This is a genomic window from Cyanobacteria bacterium FACHB-DQ100 (genome assembly GCA_014695195.1).
Classification (GTDB): domain Bacteria; phylum Cyanobacteriota; class Cyanobacteriia; order Leptolyngbyales; family Leptolyngbyaceae; genus Leptolyngbya.
The window spans coordinates 217,144-238,803 of sequence record JACJNW010000032.1 but is presented as its reverse complement, the minus strand read 5'-3'; the positions used below and the strand labels follow the sequence as shown (position 1 = coordinate 238,803).

19 protein-coding genes are annotated in these 21,660 nt (G+C 41.2%); 10 read left to right on the top strand and 9 right to left on the bottom strand.

What is annotated here, in order from left to right:
* Window positions 1-16: 16 nt before the first annotated feature.
* Together H6F51_18185 and H6F51_18180 are read left to right on the top strand one after the other, a co-directional pair.
* The gene (locus H6F51_18185; GenBank protein MBD1824403.1) at window positions 17-1,057 is read left to right on the top strand and encodes a hypothetical protein; all 1,041 of its coding nucleotides are present in this window, start codon (window positions 17-19) and stop codon (window positions 1,055-1,057) included.
* 87 nt (window positions 1,058-1,144) lie between these two features.
* A complete protein-coding gene (locus H6F51_18180) occupies window positions 1,145-3,031 on the top strand; it encodes an NERD domain-containing protein (GenBank protein MBD1824402.1) in 1,887 nt (628 codons plus the stop codon).
* A 401-nt stretch (window positions 3,032-3,432) separates the two neighbouring features.
* On the opposite strand, the gene H6F51_18175 is transcribed toward H6F51_18180, so the two are convergent.
* Window positions 3,433-3,942, bottom strand: a complete 510-nt coding sequence (locus H6F51_18175; GenBank protein MBD1824401.1) for a hypothetical protein — start codon at window positions 3,940-3,942, stop codon at window positions 3,433-3,435.
* Between the two features lie 302 nt (window positions 3,943-4,244).
* On the opposite strand from H6F51_18175, the gene H6F51_18170 reads away from it, so the two are divergent.
* On the top strand, window positions 4,245-4,574 hold the full coding sequence (locus H6F51_18170; GenBank protein MBD1824400.1) for a hypothetical protein: 330 nt from the start codon (window positions 4,245-4,247) through the stop codon (window positions 4,572-4,574).
* Between the two features lie 316 nt (window positions 4,575-4,890).
* Here the strand turns inward: H6F51_18170 and H6F51_18165 are convergent, their stop codons facing one another.
* Window positions 4,891-7,338, bottom strand: a complete 2,448-nt coding sequence (locus H6F51_18165; GenBank protein MBD1824399.1) for a hypothetical protein — start codon at window positions 7,336-7,338, stop codon at window positions 4,891-4,893.
* Window positions 7,339-8,811: 1,473 nt separating this feature from the next.
* Here H6F51_18165 and H6F51_18160 point away from each other — a divergent pair.
* The 3 genes from H6F51_18160 to H6F51_18150 all read left to right on the top strand — a co-directional run bounded on the left by H6F51_18160 (window position 8,812) and on the right by H6F51_18150 (window position 10,215).
* Window positions 8,812-8,955 (top strand): hypothetical protein, encoded by a 144-nt coding sequence (locus H6F51_18160; GenBank protein ID MBD1824398.1) that lies wholly within the window; start codon window positions 8,812-8,814, stop codon window positions 8,953-8,955.
* 70 nt (window positions 8,956-9,025) lie between these two features.
* Complete coding sequence (locus H6F51_18155; GenBank protein MBD1824397.1) at window positions 9,026-9,790, top strand: hypothetical protein; 765 nt, start codon at window positions 9,026-9,028, stop codon at window positions 9,788-9,790.
* Between the two features lie 215 nt (window positions 9,791-10,005).
* Entirely contained in the window at window positions 10,006-10,215 is a 210-nt protein-coding gene (locus H6F51_18150) for a hypothetical protein (GenBank protein ID MBD1824396.1), read from the top strand.
* Window positions 10,216-10,327: 112 nt separating this feature from the next.
* Here H6F51_18150 and H6F51_18145 read toward each other — a convergent pair whose 3' ends face one another.
* Window positions 10,328-10,786, bottom strand: a complete 459-nt coding sequence (locus tag H6F51_18145; protein ID MBD1824395.1) for a hypothetical protein — start codon at window positions 10,784-10,786, stop codon at window positions 10,328-10,330.
* A 511-nt stretch (window positions 10,787-11,297) separates the two neighbouring features.
* On the opposite strand from H6F51_18145, the gene H6F51_18140 reads away from it, so the two are divergent.
* The 3 genes from H6F51_18140 (at window position 11,298) to H6F51_18130 (ending at window position 14,803) form a co-directional block, all read left to right on the top strand.
* Window positions 11,298-11,579 (top strand): hypothetical protein, encoded by a 282-nt coding sequence (locus tag H6F51_18140; protein MBD1824394.1) that lies wholly within the window; start codon window positions 11,298-11,300, stop codon window positions 11,577-11,579.
* A gap of 92 nt (window positions 11,580-11,671) precedes the next feature.
* Window positions 11,672-13,861, top strand: coding sequence for an ATP-binding domain-containing protein (locus H6F51_18135; GenBank protein MBD1824393.1), 2,190 nt, complete (start codon window positions 11,672-11,674; stop codon window positions 13,859-13,861).
* A gap of 141 nt (window positions 13,862-14,002) precedes the next feature.
* Complete coding sequence (locus tag H6F51_18130; GenBank protein MBD1824392.1) at window positions 14,003-14,803, top strand: hypothetical protein; 801 nt, start codon at window positions 14,003-14,005, stop codon at window positions 14,801-14,803.
* Window positions 14,804-14,912: 109 nt separating this feature from the next.
* On the opposite strand, the gene H6F51_18125 is transcribed toward H6F51_18130, so the two are convergent.
* From H6F51_18125 to H6F51_18100, 6 genes are all read right to left on the bottom strand, one after another.
* Entirely contained in the window at window positions 14,913-15,137 is a 225-nt protein-coding gene (locus H6F51_18125) for a hypothetical protein (protein MBD1824391.1), read from the bottom strand.
* A gap of 302 nt (window positions 15,138-15,439) precedes the next feature.
* A complete protein-coding gene (locus H6F51_18120) occupies window positions 15,440-15,916 on the bottom strand; it encodes a hypothetical protein (GenBank protein MBD1824390.1) in 477 nt (158 codons plus the stop codon).
* Between the two features lie 331 nt (window positions 15,917-16,247).
* On the bottom strand, window positions 16,248-16,916 hold the full coding sequence (locus H6F51_18115) for a thermonuclease family protein (GenBank protein ID MBD1824389.1): 669 nt from the start codon (window positions 16,914-16,916) through the stop codon (window positions 16,248-16,250).
* Window positions 16,917-16,964: 48 nt separating this feature from the next.
* A complete protein-coding gene (locus tag H6F51_18110) occupies window positions 16,965-17,372 on the bottom strand; it encodes an excalibur calcium-binding domain-containing protein (protein ID MBD1824388.1) in 408 nt (135 codons plus the stop codon).
* 823 nt (window positions 17,373-18,195) lie between these two features.
* Window positions 18,196-18,399: a hypothetical protein gene (locus H6F51_18105; GenBank protein ID MBD1824387.1), complete on the bottom strand. Its 204-nt coding sequence runs from the start codon at window positions 18,397-18,399 to the stop codon at window positions 18,196-18,198.
* 107 nt (window positions 18,400-18,506) lie between these two features.
* Window positions 18,507-18,653, bottom strand: a complete 147-nt coding sequence (locus H6F51_18100; GenBank protein ID MBD1824386.1) for a hypothetical protein — start codon at window positions 18,651-18,653, stop codon at window positions 18,507-18,509.
* Window positions 18,654-19,408: 755 nt separating this feature from the next.
* Here H6F51_18100 and H6F51_18095 point away from each other — a divergent pair.
* A complete protein-coding gene (locus H6F51_18095) occupies window positions 19,409-21,646 on the top strand; it encodes a histidine kinase (protein ID MBD1824385.1) in 2,238 nt (745 codons plus the stop codon).
* The last annotated feature ends 14 nt before the right edge of the window (window positions 21,647-21,660 follow it).

Genomic DNA, 21,660 nt, shown 5'->3' with positions numbered 1-21,660 from the left:
CATTCACCTGCCTGCAATGTTTTCAACACCTTCTAGCACTTCTCAGGAACTCACTGCTGCAATTCAGCCACCAACCGATCAAACACGCCTGATTTTTCAATCAGTGCCATCGATTTGCTACGCTCCTTCAGGGAATGAATTGACAACTGAAGAAATCTTTCAGCAGGGTCAAACAGAGGGAGCACAATTCTTTAATCCAGCTCCTGTCCCCACACCACCTGCTCCAGCTTTTACTGATTTAGATTCCGTCCCACCTTTTTTAGAAACAACCCCTTTGGTTGAAGTTCTACCTTCTTTGGAAATTCCGCCTTTAACTGAAGCGCCTCAAGCTTTTACACCTAACAAATCTAATCTGCCAAGTATTTTAACTGCGGATTTCAATCCAAAAATCCAGTTAAGAGGAGGCTTCAAAAGCCCTATTGATTTTTCGATAATCGGTTATTCAGCATTGATCAGTTATATGGGGTCATTGCTGATAAGCAATGATTATATTCCGACTGCTGATGAAGTGCGAAAGCTATTGGAAACTTTACCTGCGGGACTGCCAATTACTACTTCTGTTCAAAGTTTTGACGCTAATGGAAATGCACAATATGACTTCCGGTGGTATTCATTGAGCGCGGACGGAACTTTTGAATCTACAGCTTATACGGATTGGCAGTTGTTCCAGGCTAGATGGTTTCAATTAAGTCAATCAGCACCGATCGCTCAAGCTGTTGATGATGTGACAGAAATTCAAATTACCCCTCAATCTCAAGTTACTCCAGGTGTGGTTGAACAAACTGAAGTTACCGCACCTGCTGGCAAAGCACCAATGACCACATTGGTTGAAGATGTAGTTGTGCAGCCTTATCAATTTGAGCCAGCTTCATTACAGGTTGAGCAGTCTGTTGAACCAGTGCAAGTTGATATGAGTGCGATCGCACCTATTAAAACTTCAGAATTTCAACTGGGGGATGCTGAGTTTTGGCGACGACTTGATAAAAAGACTGTGATGCTTCCACCAGGATCAACGCCATTAGAAGTTCAACTTACTTTTGGATCAGAAGAAGTGTAAGTTCAAAGCTCATTTGGGAGTCGAGTTTATTAACTTGGCTCCTTTTAACTTCAGGAGATTACTCGCTACTTAACTTGCAGGAGCTTTATGAAACATCTTCTAGGTTCTGTTGGACGGTTTGGAATTATTGGTCTTGCAAGTTTTTGCGCTACTACAGTGACGAACTGGGCAAACCATCAAGGTTATTGGAACGGTACGATCCTGCGAGTACAGACAACTGACTTCAATATCCTGAAGCACACACTGCCAACAAAGCTGTCTTTAGCACTCATAGAAAATAACACTGAGGAGGTTCAACGAACTCTTGATAGCAATTATGGATTATTCGGGATGGTTGTTACAAATTGCATCACTCTGGAAACAAACTGTCCCGGTCAACAGATGCTATACTCTACTAACTCAAATCGAGAATGGAAGCAACAACTAACAGTTGAGAAACTCGCAGAAGCGCCTTACAGTATTTTACGAAATCCACCTCCAGTAGTTACAGAAACGGAGATGATGAGTAATCGTCAATCTACCTGGCTAACAACTGGAAGAATTAACTCAGGAGAAATCATTGGGCGGGTTTACTATGTTCGAGGCATATCTCCAGAGTTTTGGACAGAATATCCGAAATGGATAAACCGACTTCCAGGTAGTTTGTTATCGGATAGTGGAGCGCAGAAATATTACTCTCTGGCATTAGGACTATTTGGATTCGCTGGACTGGCAGCTTTTATTTATATTGAGCGAATCCATAAACAGAAGCGGATACAAAAGCGTCAACTCCTTGACCAATTAGAGCAATCGCGCCTGCAAGGGAAAGAGCAGTTATCTCAAATATCTTGTCTCATTGCTGAGAAGGAACAATTTGTTGAGAAATTGAAAGCTGATCTGCAACAAGAAAGTCAAGCAAGCAAGCAAATAATTGAATATCTTGAAAATCAGCTTGCACAGAACCACAAGGATGAGGCTCTAAGGAAAACTTATTCGGTGTTGCAAGAGGAGAATCAGAAAAATCAACAAACGATCGAAACTCTTCAACAGCAAATACAGCAATCACAGAATCAACAAAACAATGATTTAGTAAACAAGCTGAAGCAAGAACTAGAAGCAATTAAGCGACGTAACACAATTATTGAAGAGCAAAGTCAAAACTATAAACATCAGGTCGAGGATCTTCAATCAGAAACAGAGCAACAGACAACCTTTCTGAAAACACAAGCCGAGAAGTTAAAACAGCGGGAGCGGCAAGCAAATCTAAAACTACAGGAAGCGGAGCAGACCATTAATCAGTTAAAAGCAAAAGAATGTCGAGATGCTGAGGATATTCGTCTGCTAGAAGAACAAATTGCTACTCTGCGTCAAGAAGAAGAATTAAATGATTTCCTCAATGAGTTTGAGCGCACTATTCAAAAATGCTTGGAAGGCAGCCGGAGATATCAAGCAAGACAATGGCGACTTCGTTCTCAATTTGATGTAGGTCAAGGGAGGCGATCGCGCCAACTCACTGATTTCATAGTTATTGGTCAATCTTGCGTGTTTATTGTTGAGGTTAAGTACTACGTAGGCAAAATCTTGGCTGAAGGAGATGTGCGAAATACGCAATGGACTTGCAGAACACCAGCAGGTAGAGATCTTTCTGTTAGAGGCGCAAGTCGCGAAAATCCTTATATGCAGGTTGTTGGCTACACAGATTCAATGATGGATCGAGTGCAATTAAGCAGAGCGGGTGGAAGAATTGGAGTTTACGGAATCATTGTTTTTCCAGAAGGAGCGGATATTTCTTATATTCAGCCTGAGATTGGCGGTTATTATCGAGTCACAACTCTAGAGCGACTTGTGCAAGTGATTCAGGATCTTGAACTTGCTTTTGCTGAAAGAAATCGACATCGACTTAGCTCATTGTCTGTAGAGCAGCTAAATGATTTGATTTGCGGAAGACCTGTTAGAAGGCAACCTCCGTATTTTGGGAACCAGGAAGCTTCTTAAACAAGATCGTTTCTTTAACTAAAATACAGACCTTGTAGCCGCTATTTTTCGTGCAGAATCGAAGGATGGATCGTACTAACAACTTCTTGCGGGCGGCAGCTTGGGCATTCTCGAAGGAGCAATTGCTAAGTATTCGTACTTAATTTAAGCAATCAATAGATTTAGATTTATTGGTTGCGGAGATAGATTTGCAGAGGTTTTTAACTTTTGGCGGATCTTCGTTCTACTGCTGTTGGAGAATTACTTAAAGAGTTAATTTCTTAAGCAGGATCAAATCAACACACCTTTTGGGGAGACAAAGCTAATGCCACTCAATTAACTGGCTCAAAAGGTGATCGATCAAGGCAGCAAGACTGGGAGAAAAGTAAGAAAGCGCAGCTGAATTGCTACCCCGCCTTGTTTTACGTCAGATACTCTTTGACGATCAGCCCCCTCCTTTTATCCACCTCCTTCCTAAATCCCATCCGTGCTCCAACTTCAACCCAATCTATACCTCGACGGTGAGCATAGATTCTAATTAGATTAGATTCCCAATTCCCTACTCCTCCACTGGTGCGCGGATCTCTTTCACAAATTTGACTTACCAACTTCTCCAAGGCGTGGAAACAGATCCATTTCCTACCATTTTCACCAGTCTCCTCTTCAAATTCCCGCTTCAGCAATTCATCGATCTGTTGTAAATCTTCTTCAAGAATCATATGGGCAGTACTTTCAAGAACATAGTTGAAGTAGTTGTCAGCGATCGAGGTGTCTAACTTAACTGTCTTTTTAGCAGGTTTACTTGGTTGAGCAGCGAGTCCTTTTTCTACTCCTTCAAAACTCGGTTTCTCTCTATTCCTGAGAATCCGGCGAATATATTCACTGACATCAACGCCTTGAGCCGCAGCTTCTAATTTCAATTCCTCATACACATCGATCTCTAATCGCAATCTTAGTGAATCGGTCAGATTTCCTAACTTGGGTCTGCCGCGCCCTAGCCTACTTACCATAGCCGTATTTTTGTGGGTATATATTTCCAGTATCTTAACTCGCTAATCCCATTTTTGTGGGCATAAAAATCAGGAAGAACTAAAATATTTTTGAGAGCCGCGTACCATCAGAATCGAGGCAGCGTTAGCAACAGGATCTGAAGAATTAAAATATTCTGATTTTTGTGGGCATAAAAATCAAACAAAAAATGAGGCTCTACTTGGAGATCTCAAACTATTAAGCAATGGCAGCGCGCTTCTTTAGCTTGAATTTCTTAAGTAGGTCGATCGACCTCACAGTTTCTCTAAGTTTGTGGAATAGCGCTGTATTTCTGAACTTGAAAGAAACGGCAATTGGTTCATCAGCATGGAGACAACTTGGACAACCTGGACAACTTGATGGACAACCCCTGACCGACCTTTTACTTGAGGTTGTCCAGGCTCAACTCCTTACACTGCAAGAATTCCGAGCAGTCGGACAACCTGGACAACCTTTTGCGCCAAACTTTCAATTTCTATCAATTTACAGCCAGTTGAGTGTCGGCGGATCTAAAATCATAATTTTAGATTTATAAATTTTAAATTTAGATAACTTTAGTTTATATTTCAAAAAAATGAACTTTTATAGAAAAAGGTTGTCCAGGTTGTCCAGGTCAGGCGGAAGCGCCTGATATACAAGGGATTGAGGCCGGGACAACCTCTCCGCAAAAGGTTGTCCCAGGTTGTCCCGGTTGTCCCAAAAAAACAGTCTGTCAAAGTCACAAAACAGGCTGAACCGCTTGATATACAAGAAATTGAAGTTTGGGACAACTTTTACAGGATGAGGTTGTCCCGATTTCCCCAGAAAAAAGGAGCCTCAATTGAAGCTCCTCAGTCCTTAAACCTTAATTTTTAGAAGGGGCAATCTGCTAGGGGATCGTCGTTTTGCTTTGCGTTTGGACTAACCCAACCTCTAATCCTTTTTCCGTCTCTGTTTCTTCTCTCCTGAATACAACCTTTTCTTTTCAGAATGTTTGAAACTCTCATTTGCTCAGCTTTAGATTGTCTTGCAATATCGATACCGATCGACTCTAAAAGCTCTGGGATTTGAATAAATTCATTTTCTTCCATGTACTGCTCAACATGATTGTCCCAAACATCGCTACTTTGGAATTCCTGACTTAACTCTTTAACTTGTTCCTCTTCCTCATCGGTTAAGTACCAAATTTCACCTTGTTTATAAAGTTCAACCACCGCTCCCCAGATTTGATCTCGCTCCTGCTCCAGTAAATCAGTTGGAATTTTCTGTAAAACTGGGATCGGCCAGAATCGTCGGTTTCCTGTAGAGTCACTGAGAAACTCAGATTCATTAGTTGTTCCGCAAATTACTCCTCCTCTGGGCATTGCAATAATGTCCCGTCCATAGGGAGGGCGGAGATTATCGGTGGATGAGGTTAGAAACGCTTTTACTGCCGCAACTTCTTTTCTTTTGAAGACTGTTTCTAATTCAGCCCATTCAGAAAACCAAGCTTGATGGATCTTAAGGATTTCATCTTTCTGACCTACTCCGTTGAATGAATCTTCAAAGTATTCATCTCCACCTGCCAGAACCTTGAAGAATGTAGATTTTCTGAAACCTTGCTTACCTTGCAGGATCAAAGCAGTATCCACTTTACATCCAGGCTTGTAAGCTCTAGCTACTGCGCTGATCAGAGTTTTCTTCAGCATTTGATTGTAAATCTCTAAATCCTGACCAAAATAGCGCTTTGCCATTCCTTCCAAGATTTCAGTTGACTTGCCATACTTCTGATGAACTGAATCAAGATAATCAACCAACGGGCTGTAGGAGTTTTCTTTTGCCGCTATCAAGAAGATATCTGGAAACTCTGTTTTACTTCTCGCCACGAAATTATGTTTGATCGTGATTTGAGTTTTAGCAGTCCCCACCTCAAAGAATTCGCCATCGAGTTCAACTTGCTTTTTAAAGGTGTTGTACTTTAATCGATCCCCAAAGGTATGAATCAGGTTAGCGAAGTCATAGAAAATCTTGTCTTCTTCCAGACTTAGCCAGATGTAATGACCGCTAAGGCTGCATAACTCCTTGATTTGTTTAGCTTCCCTCATTCCTTTAGAGATTTCAGAAGCGATCGACATCAAAAAATCTTCTAACTTTGTCTCTTCATTCGCTTGAAAGTTGATTGACTTAATCACCTGCTTCACCTGAAATTTGGAGTGGTGCTTCAGAGAAACAGTCAGTACCTCTATTTTGTACTCTTGTTTTTCCTCCTCCTTGGCTTGCTCCAAACCTTTAGATACTTTATCTGAGAACCCTTTGAAGTCAGACTTAGCTAGATCCTCTAAAGCTGAATTGACTGCTCCAACTGTTTTCTTACTTGATTTAGGTTTGAAGCCGTATTCTTTTGCTCGATTTACAATGAAGCCAACTTCAGATCCCTTTGAAGTAGCGGCAAGACTGGCTAATCTTTTTGAGACATTCCAACCGTTGCAAATATCAGTGGGCGACCATTCTTCAATTAACTCTTTTGCTGTAGCTTCCCCAAATGCCGCCTTCAGACAGACCATAATCTTTAGGCATTCTGGGTAGCGGCCACTTCCCGCATTACCTCTGCCTGGGATATATTTCAATGCTTCCCGTACAGTCTCAATCGCTTGATTGGTGTCAGCATTGAATCCATATTCTTCTTCAGTTAGTCGCGCTTGCTTTAATTCTTCAGCACTAATACTCGTTTCTTGAGCTTCTTTCCGGTTAATCGCTTCTTCCATAAAGTCTTCAGGAAGCGCAACGTTCCAGTTTTTAATAAATGGATCTTTACCCTTGGCTCCAAAGAAGAATCTGGAAGCATCTTTGCAGGATTGATCCGCTTGGGGGAACAGGCTCATTAAATATTGTTGACCGATCTCGATGTTCTGCCAGTCTTGTACTGGGATGTTATATCTGAAGACTAAACGGAATTTATTGTTTTCTGGAGTGCTGCTTGCAGATTCTATTCCAAGGCAGCAAAACTCTTTAACAAATGGATGGGATTTAATTTCATCGATCGTAACTTCAGAGTCAAAATCCAACGCCACTAGTTCTGCGTAATTGGCATACTCTTTCTTACGAGGTTGACCTCTATCTAAGATTGCAGGCATCCAAGGATGACCCTTGTAAATATGAATCGCTAAATCTCTAACCGTTCCAGATTTTTTAGAAAAAGCGTCCGAATGACTTAATTGAGTAGTGCCACTTTTATCGATTACCTTCTCATTAGCTCCAAAACACACCATAATAGAGGCATAATTCGCAGGATTAACCTGCTCCCCAACGTCTTTAGTGGAGGATAATGTCGAAATAGTCATTATTTAATTCAGTCCTTTTTAATATTTTTTAATTTCGAACCCGATTCACTTTGCAGAGTGGCCGGGTTCTTGCTTTTCAATTAATTCAGATTTTTTTATTCGATTCGTAGGCGAGAGATCACACTTGAGTAAATGAGCCGCGCTTCAACACTTCAACCTCAGCTTTACTCACAAACATATAACCTCGTTGATTCTTAAATCCGCGCAGCTTACCTGTATTGACGTAATATCTAACAGCTTCAACTGTGCGAACAGCTAGAATTACTCTGGCTTCCCTTGTACTAATCAAATCATTAGGGATCATATTTAAATCTCTTTTATTCTTCTTTCTTCTTCTTAATAACACAAATAACCTGGAATGAAATGAGCAAATTAAATAATTCCTTGTTCGTTTTTGGAAAAGCGGTAAGAAGGACAAAACTCACCGCCAACTTGATTATTGCAAAATCGATCTGCAAGAGCTGTGCAAATCGCAAATAGATTAGATAAAGAAGTGGAAGTTAAATAAATTCGCTTCTTCCATAAATTACTGAAGACTAATCTGAGCTTTGATGATCAATCGACCTTGCTGTAGATAGAAATATCATTGATAGGAGAAATACTTTTCTGAGAGAGCGCATTCTAAATTAATTAGGATCTAACAACTAAATCATCAAGTAAACCAGGTCGGAGTGAATGCCCGCCTGCTTTTTAATTGAATGTTCTGACTCTTCTGACCTTCAGTAGGCCGATCGCTCAGTTCAAGTAAAAGGATGCCTGGTTATTTCCGATATCCTCAAGCCCAGTAAAATCAAGCGCTCCATAAAATACTTCTCCATCACAGAAGTATTTTTAGTTGCCCATAAGCATAAAACTCTCAGATACCGGAGGATGAATCACACCAACAAGCGCTCCAACGCAGCTTGTAGACGATTTTAGACGCTAGATATTCTTGCTCAAACAGGTGATTTTTCGTATTTATTCCTATCAAACTGAGAGTTTCTGCAATTTTTACAATTTCTGCAATCAGTTTTGAAGCAAATCATTCGCTTGGATTTCAAATCGAATCGAATGATTCTGGCTTCTAATTAAAAGTTTCTTGTCTCAGGAATTGGTTAATCAATGCTGGAAAATTAATTGACTTGCACAGGCTAGGGGGCATCACCTTATAAAAATATCAGTGTATCCTACGAGACCTGATTCCAGAAAACAGTCGCCGCTTTAGAATCTCCACTCCAGTTAGAAATGTATGAAATGCGATCGCACCTGATGGATCTTAATCAAGACTGATACCAAAGTATCCTGAGAATCAGAACTTATCAGTTGAAGATAAGGCGCGTAATTAATCTCGAAGTGAATAGAAGTCATTGATTAATTCTTTATCTAGGTCACAGCCTCTTTAAGTTAAAAATCGAAATTAATTAGATAACACATTACACATCTTTGGAAATGTAGTTTATATTAAAAGAGTATTACTTAGTGATACTTCTAATTATGAATAAAGTTTCTTCTAAGTCTGTAAGATTTCAAGAAGGTCAACTTGAAAGAATGGAGAAATTATCTTTAGAGCAAGAGCGAAAAGTGAATTGGATCATTGTTCGCGCCGTTGAAGAGTTTCTAATAAAACACGGTAAATAAAAAGCAGGCTCTAAAAAGAACTTGCCTCATACATTTAATTGAATTTAGTAAATTTATCTGTCTTTAACCTATGACAACTATCAAAGCTCGCATTTTTCCGGTTCCGGTTGGTTATTTGTCTATCGAAGGTCTAGAGAATGAAGCTGTAGAGCAAGACTTCTACGTTGCCGCTTCTCAAGTTGCTGAGCAATTCCAGTTCGACAAGAACCAAGCTTCAAGAGATATCAAACGCTTATTGGGAAACGGTTTTCAGTTCGACAAGATCCAAACTTCCCTAAATCCTAAGCCTGTTAATGCCATTTCCTTAGTGATGTTTGAGAAGCTTTTATTTGAACTCGCACTCAAAGGAAATCAAAAAGCGATCGGTATGTCCAGAGATTTAATTGGACTGAGTTTAAAGCAGTTGTTTTGCGATGCTGCTGGTAGAGAGTTAGATAAACAAGCAAGACAAGGATATCTTAAAGTACGTCAAGCAAGTAAATCAACCCGCAAGACACTCCAGGATGAAATCGCTGAGTATATCGATCGTAATAAGCTTCAAGGAACTAATCAAGCTAAATGGCTCTACTCCAATACAACCAATAAACTATATCGTCTTTTATTTGGAGCAGACAATAAAAAACTACAAGCTATTTTGTCCTGCACTTTCCAAGAAAAAGTAAGAGATTTAATGAGCACTCAAGATTTACTGGATGTAGAACGTATTGAGAATTTAGCAATGAAATTAATCTCTCAAAAGAACACCGATCCGTTAAAAGCAGTTGAATGGGCATTCAGAGCAAATCTGATGGAGCAGAGGAAAGTTACACCTTTAGTCTGTAAGCAATCAGCGTAGATCTATGTAAATAAAGTACGACGAATCTACTTAGCCCTGATGCCCACCGCTCATTTGGGAAGGTATAATTCTCGATCAACTAAATCATCTTCAGCTCTGTCTAAAAAAGGCGGGGCTTTTTTCGAGACTTTGTGATCTGTCTGAATAATTCTGCATTACAATCGCACTAAATTTAATTGAAGCTAATAACTAGAAACTAAAAGCAGAAATAAATTATGTTAAATGAATCTAAAATATTTGCTCTTGCATCCAAGGCTTATCAAAGATATTGCGATCGGAAAGGATTGATATTCTCTTATCCGTCATCAAGCTCATCAGGATGGCAAGAAGATGGAATTTATGCTCTTAAAAACGTTGGTGGCAAACTAGCCACACTAGTGTGGAAGGGCAGATACTTTTCGGTAATTGAAGAAATTGAAGGTTGATAATTTAGAGATAAAAGGGGTTCTCAGAAAGAACGCCTTTTATCTACAAATACCCTAGCTGTTCAGGAATATAAATCGACAAACTAATCTAGCTCTGCCATTTCTAGTAAACTTACTTAGTACGCAGCACTCTCACTTGGCGATCAATCTTACGTAAAAGTGCTAAACCTTCTTTTGCTGTTAATTCATTTATTTTTACCCTTTCACTCCAACTAATTTGCTTGCCAGCTTCTATTTTGACCATCTCATGTGCTGCTCTATTTCTAGCTTTTCTCCATTCATCAAGCTCATCAAGAATGAGGGAACGTAGACTAGGATCTGTCTCATGCTGCTTTATGGCGTTAATTAATGTACCCAATGTCTTGAAACCGAAGTCTTTATTGAGAAGAACAGATACATGACTTTCCAGGCGATCGCATATGAGGCTCTCAACAATACTGATTGCCTCTAAGTAATAACCATTATCAATTGCCTCTTTGATCCAAGTGAATGCTGATTTATACAGTTCATATCGCTCTTGGCCGACATTGCCATCCAAGGATGAGTTAGCTCTTTCTCTAGTTCCAGTCATATCTCTGTATAAACTCCAATCTGGCTAAATGAGTATGGCTCTGCTTTCAAGGTGAGTCAAAAGTGATTTCGGATTCTGCAAGATTAATTCTGATTACCTCACTGAAACAATAAGGTAAGCAATAAGTTCTTCTTTAAGTCGCACAGCTTAAATCAATGGCTTCCCGTATTTCATATTTGCTGTATCTGATCTTGAATCGCTCAATAAAATCTTGCTGTTGAGACTTTAGAATTTCTTTCCAGGATAAGTTCGACATCGTTTATTGATAGAAGCGGGACAGCCTGAATAAATGGATTGTGATCCCAGAGTTCCCCAGTATTCAATGAGTTGAACGGCACTGTGTATTACTTCCCTGTAAAGTTGGCTAAGAATGATCATCCCTGCAGCATCGATGCAGTGGATCGGTACTGTTTGTCGCAATTATTGAAAGATTTCTACAATCCCTCTGTCTCTTGCTGGTTGAATACTTTAATCAGTTCATATATACTATATCTGTCGATTGGTAGTTCATATGTTTGCAGAGCCTGAATTCGTTATAGAAGTTTGTGATGGAGTACGTCTGGGACGATTGTATCTACCATTTAAAGATATTGCTGAGTGGATGAATTTTCTCCTCGAACCTCAGCAGCAAAGCCAAATTGTTTTAGTCCAACAACATAGTCAAGGTATCAGTCTTTACTTTCATGGCAGTGAAAGAATCTACGCTTACTTAGACGGAAGATTCAACTGTCAAGTCGGTTCACTTCATCCCGAAACCATAGAAGTTGGGCAAAAATTGAGAATATCTTCATAGTTTTCCAGATATAAATGAAAGTAATAAAAATTCGCGTGCCAATTGAGGTTAAATCTGTCACACTACCGGAATAAGTGTGTGGTAGTAGTTTTATGCCTGTTAATGATGGGGATCAAGGACGTAAATTCATTACGACTGAACCGCTCAATAAGAACGGAGAAAAAGCTGAACAACAAGTTTGGGATGCTGTTCGCAGTGCTTTTTCCAGTCGTGACTGTATTGCATATTGGAGATACCCCATCTTCTCTAATACAGGAGAAACACGAAAAGAGCCGGATATTTTAATTGCTGATTTTGAGTTGGGGTTAACGGTGATTGAGGTGAAATCAATCACAATCGATCAAATCTCAGCTATTAACGGGCATCAGTGGCAATTCCAGAATTTCTACCAGTCTCAAGGCAACCCTTACCAACAAGCTGAAAATCAACTCTTTTCAATTCTAGGGTATTGCGATCGAGAACCTGGTATTCGTCGCCAAGTCTATGGAAGAGCTTTAGTGGCACTCCCGCTAATTACTGAGAAGGAGTGGCAGCAAAAAGGTTTGGATCGACTGCCTAGTTGTCCACCTATTCTCTTCAAGAACGACTTGGGAGATGTCAGTATATTGAGGCGTATTCAGCATACTCCTCCACTTATGACAGGAAAAGCTCTAGATACTGAGCAATGGGAGTTGCTGCTTGGAGTTTTGGCTGGCACTCCAGTTTATCGAAAACCTACCTACACAACAATTACTCTTGAAAAAACCCGCTCCAGTGTTGTCAGCACATTGCGCGAAAAGCTGTATGATCTCGATTTACAACAGGAGCATATTGGTAAAGAGATTCCTCCTGGCCCGCAGAGAATTCGTGGGATTGCTGGTTCTGGCAAGACCGTGTTGCTGTGCCAAAAAGCTGCACATATGCACTTGAAGCACCCTGATTGGAATATTGCTTTGGTCTTCTTCACACGCAGCTTGTATAGTCAGATCATTGAGCAGGTAGACAAATGGTTACGGCATTTTAGTGGAGGAGACGTTCAATATGACTCCAACACTTCTAAACTCAGAGTATTACATGCTTGGGGAGCTAAAGACCAAGCCGGACTCTATGGAGAGATCTGTAAAGCACATAATGTCAAACGTTTAACCCCCTTAAACAGTGACAGGAAGAAACCGAATGAGGCTCTCGCAGATGTATGTCGAACTTTACTAGAAACTGTAGAGATCAAGCCAATATTTGATGCCATCTTAATTGATGAGGGACAAGATTTAGTTGTTGATGATGACCTGAAAATTGAAGGAAAGCAGCCTTTTTACTGGATGGCTTACCAAACTCTGCACCCTGTTGATCCAGCTCAACCAGAACAACGCAGACTTATTTGGGCGTATGATGAAGCGCAGAGTCTAGACAATCTCAAGATTCCCCAAGCCAAGGAATTGCTGGGAGAGAAGTTGACCAACCTTGTGACAGGAGCACATGCTGGTGGCATTAAAAAGAGTGAAATTATGCACCGATGCTATCGGACTCCTGGCTCAATTTTGACATCTGCTCATGCTATTGGAATGGGGTTACTGCGCCCTGATGGAATGCTGTCTGGATTAACAACACAAAAAGACTGGAATGCGATCGGTTACAAGGTAACAGGTAAATTTATTCCAGGTCAGCAAGTCACAATTCATCGTCCTCCAGAAAATTCTCCCAACCTTATTCCCTACCTCTGGGGAGGACCAGTTCTGGAGTTTCAAACTTATCACTCTCGGCAAGAAGAATTAAGCGCTCTTGCTGCAAACATTCATAGCAACTTGAAGAATGAGGGGCTGCAGCCTAGCCGCAACATCCTAGTTGTTGTGCTGGGTTCTACTTTCGAGGCTATGGAATTAGAAAATCACGTAGCAGGCTTCTTAATGAAGCAAGGATTAAACATCTTTATTCCCAGTGCGCTCACGGCGAATGTTCTCAAGCCCAGATATCCCAATATTGATCCAAATAAATTTTGGTGTGAAGGAGCGGTGACTGTATCTCGGATTCACAGAGCTAAGGGTAATGAAGCTGATGTAGTTTATGTTGTGGGCTTCGACCAAGTAGCTAAGGACGAGAGCAATATAACTCTCCGAAACCAGGTCTTCACTGCGTTAACCCGTTCTAGGGGATGGGCAACACTTAGTGGAAGTGGTCACTACCCAATGTATGAGGAGATGACCCAGGTGATTAGCAGTGGAGATACCTTCTCCTTTGTATTTAAGCGTGTTCCTAAACGAGATTTGGGGGCTGAAGAAGAGCAATTGGCATTACCAGGAATTTAATACTAATGCTGCTTCATTTTCCGTAAATAATTTCGATGGTACAGAGATTTCTCCATGAAGTGATCTTCAAACAATGAAATGTGAGGACAGGAATTCTGTAGCCTCTAAGAACACTAATTAGAATTTTGGCTTTGCCATCAAATGAACGCAAAAACTATTGCCCTCTCGATCATTGGAACTCTTGCTGGAGTAATCACAGCTTTACAGGGAACAGTACAAGCTCAAGAAGTACCGCGTCTAAAACAGGGAATGCATTACTCAGAGGCAAGAGAGATTCTAATTAATGCAGGATGGCAAGCGATCGAGATTCCGCCTCTGCAACGTGAAGCAGGCTCAAGGAGTTGGATAGAACCTGCTCTTGATCGGGGCTACAACGAAGTGGTCAGTTGCTCTGGCACAGGAATGGGATTTTGCCGGTTTGAATTTGCCGCAGCAGATGGTCGAAAACTTGCTGTTGTCACTGTTGGTGGAGGTCGGCTAATTCTGCGTCATTGGCAGCTTGAGAAAAGCGAGTCGCGATCTTCATCTCCTAAGCCTGTCGTACTCAGAGCAGAAAACTCATCTGGGAAATGTACGGCAGCACTAGAAAATGCTCGTAGACAATTTGAGACGGGTCGATCCGTGAAAGTCATTTCTACTGAGCCACATGACATCTCTAGCGATTACTCTGATCACCCAGAGAATCGACCAGTAGAGTACCGCTTTCTCTTTCAAGGGAGAAGCGCACACTCATTGATGGAATCACCTCAGTTTTTAAAGTCGGTCGCTACCAAAGTTATTCAAAACTGTAGCTCAACTGGAATGGTGACGTTTGGAGTGTGGAGAACAGGCAATGTTGACTCATTTGGAGTATTTCCAGGTGGAAAAATCGAGTCGTTTCAGTGTCTAGAACCTGGACGGGATACTAGAAAGCCGAATTGGGGTGAACGATATTGCGTCTAACTTGGCTAGCTGAAGAAGAATGGCATAAATCAATGAACCTGAAATTCATCAACTTGTATGCTGGTCGATTGAGAAGAAATGATAGAAGCGCGATCGTAGATGAATGCATCTAAACTAAGTCATCTTTCCAGCCACACTGCTCACAATCCCAATTTACCCGCGCTGGATGAGTTTGCAGAATTGTTCGCTCACAATTAGGACATCTTCCAGTAAACATTGGATGCCAATCTAATAAAGCAAGCTGCTGCTCTCTTGTCCAACGCTGAACAGGTTGGATCACTAATTCTCCAGCATAAACAGCCGGATCATTCCCTGGCATTTCAGGATCGGTCATCGTGTTTCTAGCCAATTTATTTTATATTAATAAGGTAAAACCTTGCTCCTCAGAGAATGTCTGAGAAGACAATGAAATAGAAAAGCTCTCAAAACGATAGGCTGTCAATTACAACAAAAACACGACAGCATTCTGAGAGCCTTTCTATGTCGCGAACATTCGATTGATGCTACGTTGTTTGGCTTGATAGTCTTTTCAGACATCCTCTAAAACAATCAGCCAGATCGCTGGAAAGAGCGATCTGGCTTTATTGTTCACGTAAAGAGCCATCAGTTTGGATAGCTTATCCAGGGAGCCAAACCCTAAATGAATTGGGAGATCAAATCGACTACGATCTTTGTCGCAGAATCGCAGAGGACGACATTAGATCCAATGACAACCAACTCATACTGAGCCGGAATATTGAGGTATGTGTTAACCGTTCTGGGCAAAATTACTTTTTTAGCAATGCCAGGGGGCAAGCCTTTCCCACGAGCTAACCGCTTTTGAATTCCAGGGGGCAGGGAAGAAATTTGGCTGGCGACCAGATTGCGAGTGCTGACATTCAGAACATCATTGCGCACGACTCTGCCACTTAGCAGCGCTGTCAACTGGGTTCGTTGTTCGGAAGAAAAAGAAGAAATTGTGGTGGTTTGGGTAGAAGACGTAGTGGGCTGCACTATATTCGATTGTTCACCTTTTTTGCCCTTGCTAGGTTTTGCCTCAGCAGCAGTAATGCACAAGCTGCTCAAAATGGCGGCTCCCAATAATACCGCTGTAAATTGTTTCCAAGTTGCCATAATTCTTTTCCTCAGCAATAAGGTGAATAATTTCAGGAGTGTTTGACTTGTTTAGAAACATCCCAAGAATTAACTACGCTGAAAGACACTACGTAGTTGCTATAGTTCCCTCCTTTTTAGTGATAATTACTGCTCAAAATTGTGATCTAAATCAACGACTATACTCCACATCTAACGTACAGCTTTGGCTCAGAATCAGAAGCCAAATTGAAGGGTATTGCAGCAGCTTTTACCCAATTGCTATGACTTGAATGCAGTTGGGTAAAAGTTACCCCAAGTTCCATCCAGTCGCCACACTCGAAAACAGCTTTTCTGCTTCTCAGACATCCTCTCAAGGCAACCTCTCACAAGCTCTGCCATTCTTGTCCCCATCTAACCTAAATGGATCGCCAGGAAAAGCAACTAGAACTCGTTGAGCCTCAGCTTGAGTTTTAAAGTCACTGCAATCGCAATCACTATTCACACAAGCAGGAAAGTTATTTGAAGGTTGAGCCACTGTTTTAGAAGTAGCACGTTGCCCACCTCTGCGAAAATCCCAAGGCATGACTGGTCTTGATTGATTCCAGAATCCTAACCGTTGACTTTTCGCACGAGCCTCAGCCTTCAAATATTGATCCGCGTTGCAACCACTCAAATACTGCCGATATGCAGCAGCTTGTCCCTCTGCAACCATTGCTAAATTGATTGATTGCTCACCTTTGAAAACTTCAGCAACTTTCCGACCATATCTGTCTATAGTGATTGTCCTCAATTGCACTGATTGACCCACTGGCAAGAGTTGTTTGAGTCTTGCTGATGCTCCCTCTCCATAAGGGCGCTGCGCCATTTCTGGTGCATCAATGCAGGATAATCGAACAGTCACAGTTCTGTTGCCCTCTTTGACTCGGACGGTGTCTCCATCTCCCACAGAAAGGATTGTAGCAGGAGTGCGAGATTGAGCAATCGCAGCAGGACTAATTATCAGAGATGCGATCGCAGATAAAAGAATTGTTTTCTTCATGGTCTAACGTCAATAAGGCGCAATATTAGAATTCCCACTCAGTCACAATTAAGATTCACAAGCAATTCCATCCTTATCTCGATCCTTAGATGCATACTCTGGATGCTCCGCGACACTGATATTGCTGTAACCATTTGCTTTTGCTTCTTTGCAATTGGCAAACAAAGGAATTTCATTTGAGTTCTGCTGCGGTTCAACAGGTTGAGATTTTCCTTGTTCCTGGGAATCCAACTTCTTTTCAGGTTCCGGCGCAATTGATGGAGAAGCCTCTGCTGAGGGAGCGATCGGTGGAGAGGGAGAAGCAGAAACAGTTGGACTAGGAGATGAAGAGATTGATGCCTTCGGACTTGCTTGAAGTTTTTCTAATTGTTTGAGCTGTTCTTGATTCGAAGGGGCGCTGCTGCATCCCCAAATGAAAATTAGCAATGCAGCCATGATTCCAAGTTTCAATCTCATCGTTCTGGTAACAATTCTAAGGGTATCTATCAGCTAATATCTGCCGGATTAAGATTCCAGTTGGAACTTCTTTTTCTTTGGCATCTTGCTTTATCTTATCCAAAAGCTCTTGCTCGATCTGAAAGGTATAAGTTGTAGATTTAGCCAGAATTTTGGGACGACCTCGTTTTCTTTTCGATGTTTGGCTCATTTATAAATTTGAGTTGTGATTTTTCCAATATAAAAATCATATTGCTTCCTGAACAGAAACTGAAGCTGCTCCAATCTGCTCAGTGCTCCTCATCTTTATAAATAAAAATATGCGCACTCAGTTTATTCTGGTTGGGTTGGGGCGATCGATCCTGTAGGTTGAACCCCAACTGATTTAGCTCTATTGGGACACAAAATTACTCCCGCTTGGCGCTCTTGCACTTCTTTGCACCTCATAGGGAGCAAAAAAATGCTGGAGTGCAAAAGAAATGGAAAGACTATCTCACTTCCCAATGAGGTGCAAAGGAGATGATCAAGAAATGCAAAAGAAATGCAAAAGAGATGCAAGAAGCGCGCGGAGAAAATTCTGGAGATAACTTGTCAACCAGCTATTGCCACAACCAAACCTTGCGGAAAGAAATTAATCCTCACCACGTTCACCGCGCTTAAAAAGCCGCTATCGCAAGACTATTTTTACTATCTATTACTCTCTAGAAAAGAAAATAGATAGGTTATGACAGACCTCTAAGGCACTCAATTCACCTCAGTTAACATCCAGAATCTTAACTCAAGTGAAAGAAAATGGGAAGTAGCATTTCAACTTCTTCCCATTTTGGATTCTTTGTCCACTCAATTAGATAAGTCCCAACTCTTTTTTCATTAAATAAAGCTCATGCTCAACTTCAAGCGCTCGGAACTGATCATTTAATTGGCTTAATGAAGCAGCTTGCTTTGTCCTCACTTGATGGTCAGGATCTACCTTGACTGTCTTCTTCATTTCCTCCAGTTCAGCTTGGGCTTCATATCTCTTCCAGGCTTCTTCATACCAATCAATCATTGGTACTCCAGGATCGCGACCACAGATGGCATCAAGAATCAGCAGTCCCCAATGACAGGAAAAGCACCCATCACAAACATGCCAGCTTTCATGCTGCCAAATCCAACCTAGGCTGCTGTAGCACTGGTATGGGCTGCTCGATGTGAGGTTGCGATCGCGGTTCCAGTTTTAGCAACTCTAATAGCATTAGCAGTTGCATTGATAATTGGGTTGCTTAGTGCAAGGACTGTACCCGTGGCAATTTGCTTGTTCACGTTGATAAGTTGGCTGAGGCATGCCTCATTATTCCTGGAACGAGCATTACTATCTCACCCTTTATCGGCTCTTTAAAAAATTCCATTAAAGATCTGAGTTAGCTATAGACATGTCATGTCGGTTCTAACCTAACCTGCTTCAACATCCTATGAAATTCAATGGAAAAAGCGCTCTATAAAGCACTTCTATCTTAGAGAAACGTCTTTAGTTGCTATAAGCAAGGGAAGTTCAGTTTTTGAAAGATGCATCAGAAGTGTTTGCTCTTTTTGAGACATTAGGTTGAGCACCACGGGCATGACTGGCTGATTTATCTTTCCATTTGATGTTATTAGAGCGATTTGACCTGACTATACAATCGTTACTTGGACTCAGTAATTTCACGCAATAATAAATTCTGTCATCGCTCCTTTAATTGAAATTTGAGCATCTTGAATCGCGCATGAATCGATAAAAGCGGTAAGTCTTCATGTCTAAGGTTCAAATGCAGCGTTTCCGTATTACTACGGTTACTTCTACGTAAATTCATATATTGAATACGTGGAATAGCTCATTCTTTTGCCAAGAAAATTAGCGAAAATACATTTAAGGTCATCTGCTTTCAACTTCGGATACTTCCATTAAGAGGTTGTAGAAAGACTTGCAAGGGAATATGGGAATAAAACTACCAGACTGCTAGCTGATGAAGCAACTCATTGCAAGACTGTAATAGATTAAGGCTTTATCTTCTTGAGAATTGCAACTCGATATTCACGTCATGGGATCTTCTGTGCTCAAGCAACGTTGTGGTACCAATGCAGAATCGCAAAAATCTTCTAAATTGGTTTTTTTAGGTCTGAACTCTATTGGTTCCAGGCTTTTTCTTAATGTTTTAGGCAGTGCTTTAGTTGGATTAACCTGCTTATCTTACTTCTTCTATGTTGTATCGGAGAACCGAATAAAAACTGAGATTCAAGGCACACTTAGCACCCAAGTTGAAGCAATTGATGGTCTGCTTTCCCAAACGGAAACTTCCATGATTACCATGTCAGCAGCAATCAAAAATATGCAACGTTTGGGAATTAATGATCCAGATGCATATAAACAAATCGTTTTTGAAGTCTTTCAAAAACGCCCAAGTCTAATGATGGCGGCTGGTTTTGGGCAAACTCCCTTCGCAATTACGCCCGATTCTCAGTGGTATTGGCCCTACTTTTACGCTGATCAAGGAGTTCCGGGAGCAGTCGGACAGTTGCTTCCAGCTCCTCACAACTCAATTCGTTATGCAGATTTAGCCGTTGACGATAAATATCCAGAGCAGGATTACTACAAAACTCCTGTTGCAACCAGAAAGGCGGTTTGGATAGAACCATACGACTGGTATGGGATTACAATGACAAGCCTCTTAAACCCTTTCTTTGATAACACCGGCAAAATGCTTGGTGTCGCTGGAGCTGATGTTAATGTAACTGCTCTGGGAAATCAAGTAAAAAGTTCTGTAACTTCCGGCGGAGGCTACTTTATTATATTGAGTGAGCAAGGCAAACTACTCGCGTATCCTCCTAATTCTGAAAAGGCTAAAGTTCGAGCAAGTTATCAAGAAGTACCAGCACTAAAGTCTATTTGGAATCAGATTCAGGCAGATCAATCAGGACTGATCCAGTCAGATGGTATTTTCTGGGCTTATCAAAGAATCCCTGCGACTAATTGGTTAATGATTGCCGCAGTTCCTCAATCTGTGGTTTTAGGGCCTGTGCTAGTTGGAACACTCACTGGAGCACTAGGAGCTGGAGTTTTGCTGGCATTAGTTGTCGCCTTATTTGTCCACCGCCTCAATCAACGTTTACAGCCCATTCTGAAGGAATGTAGCGATTTAGCGACAGCCAATGCGATGGAAACTGTAACTTATTCAATTTCTTCTACAACTAGTTCCGACGAAAAGCAATCTTCCTTTTTACTAAGAGGAAACATAGACGAACTAGATTTTCTAGCACATTCCTTCAGCCTAATGGCACAAAGATTACGAGAGTCGTTTAGCACATTAAAAACTACGAATGAAGAGCTAGAAGTGCGCGTTGAGCAACGAACAAAAGAGCTGAATGATAGAAACCTGCGCTTAGAAGAAGCTTTGCGCGAATTGCAGGAAACTCAAGCTCAATTGGTGCATAGCGAGAAGATGTCAAGCCTAGGACAACTCGTTGCTGGAGTGGCACATGAAATTAATAATCCAGTTAATTTTATCCACGGCAATCTCACTCATGCCAGTCAATACGTACAGGAATTATTGGAACTTCTATGTCTTTATCAAGCGCAATTCGAGCGACAACCTTTGATGATTCAGAGAAAAGCAGAAGAGATTGATTTGGAGTTTTTAGCAGAAGACTTCCCGAATCTTCTCTCTTCAATGGAGATAGGAACATCCCGAATCAAAGAAATTGTCAGATCTCTTCGCAGTTTCTCTCGCCTTGACGAGGCTGAGATTAAAGATGCTGACATTCATGAGGGTTTAGATAGCACGCTGATGATATTGCAAAACCGCTTGAAAGGTACATCCGATCGTCTTCCAGTACAGGTTATTAAGGAGTACGGTAACCTACCATTAGTCGAGTGTTATGTTGGTCAGCTTAATCAGGTATTCATGAATATTCTTGCTAATGCGATCGATGCCCTAGAGGAATATCAAGACAAGCTCTCCTCAGCAGGACAAGCGGCAATTATTAAAATTGTGACAAAGCAAGCACGCTCTGGCTGGATCGAAATTGAGATTATCGATAATGGTCCGGGAATGCTGGAAGAAACAAAGAAACGCTTGTTTGATCCTTTCTTTACAACAAAATCTGTAGGCAAAGGAACAGGCTTAGGAATGTCAATCAGCTACCAAATCATCACAGAGAATCATCAAGGGGAATTGCAGTGTGTCTCAACTCCTGGAGAAGGTACAAAGTTTGTTATCAAAATCCCAATTCATCTTGGCAAACAGCTCACGAATAAAGCTGAAAATCACCGAAAGCCTTAGTTTTCCAAGCTTCC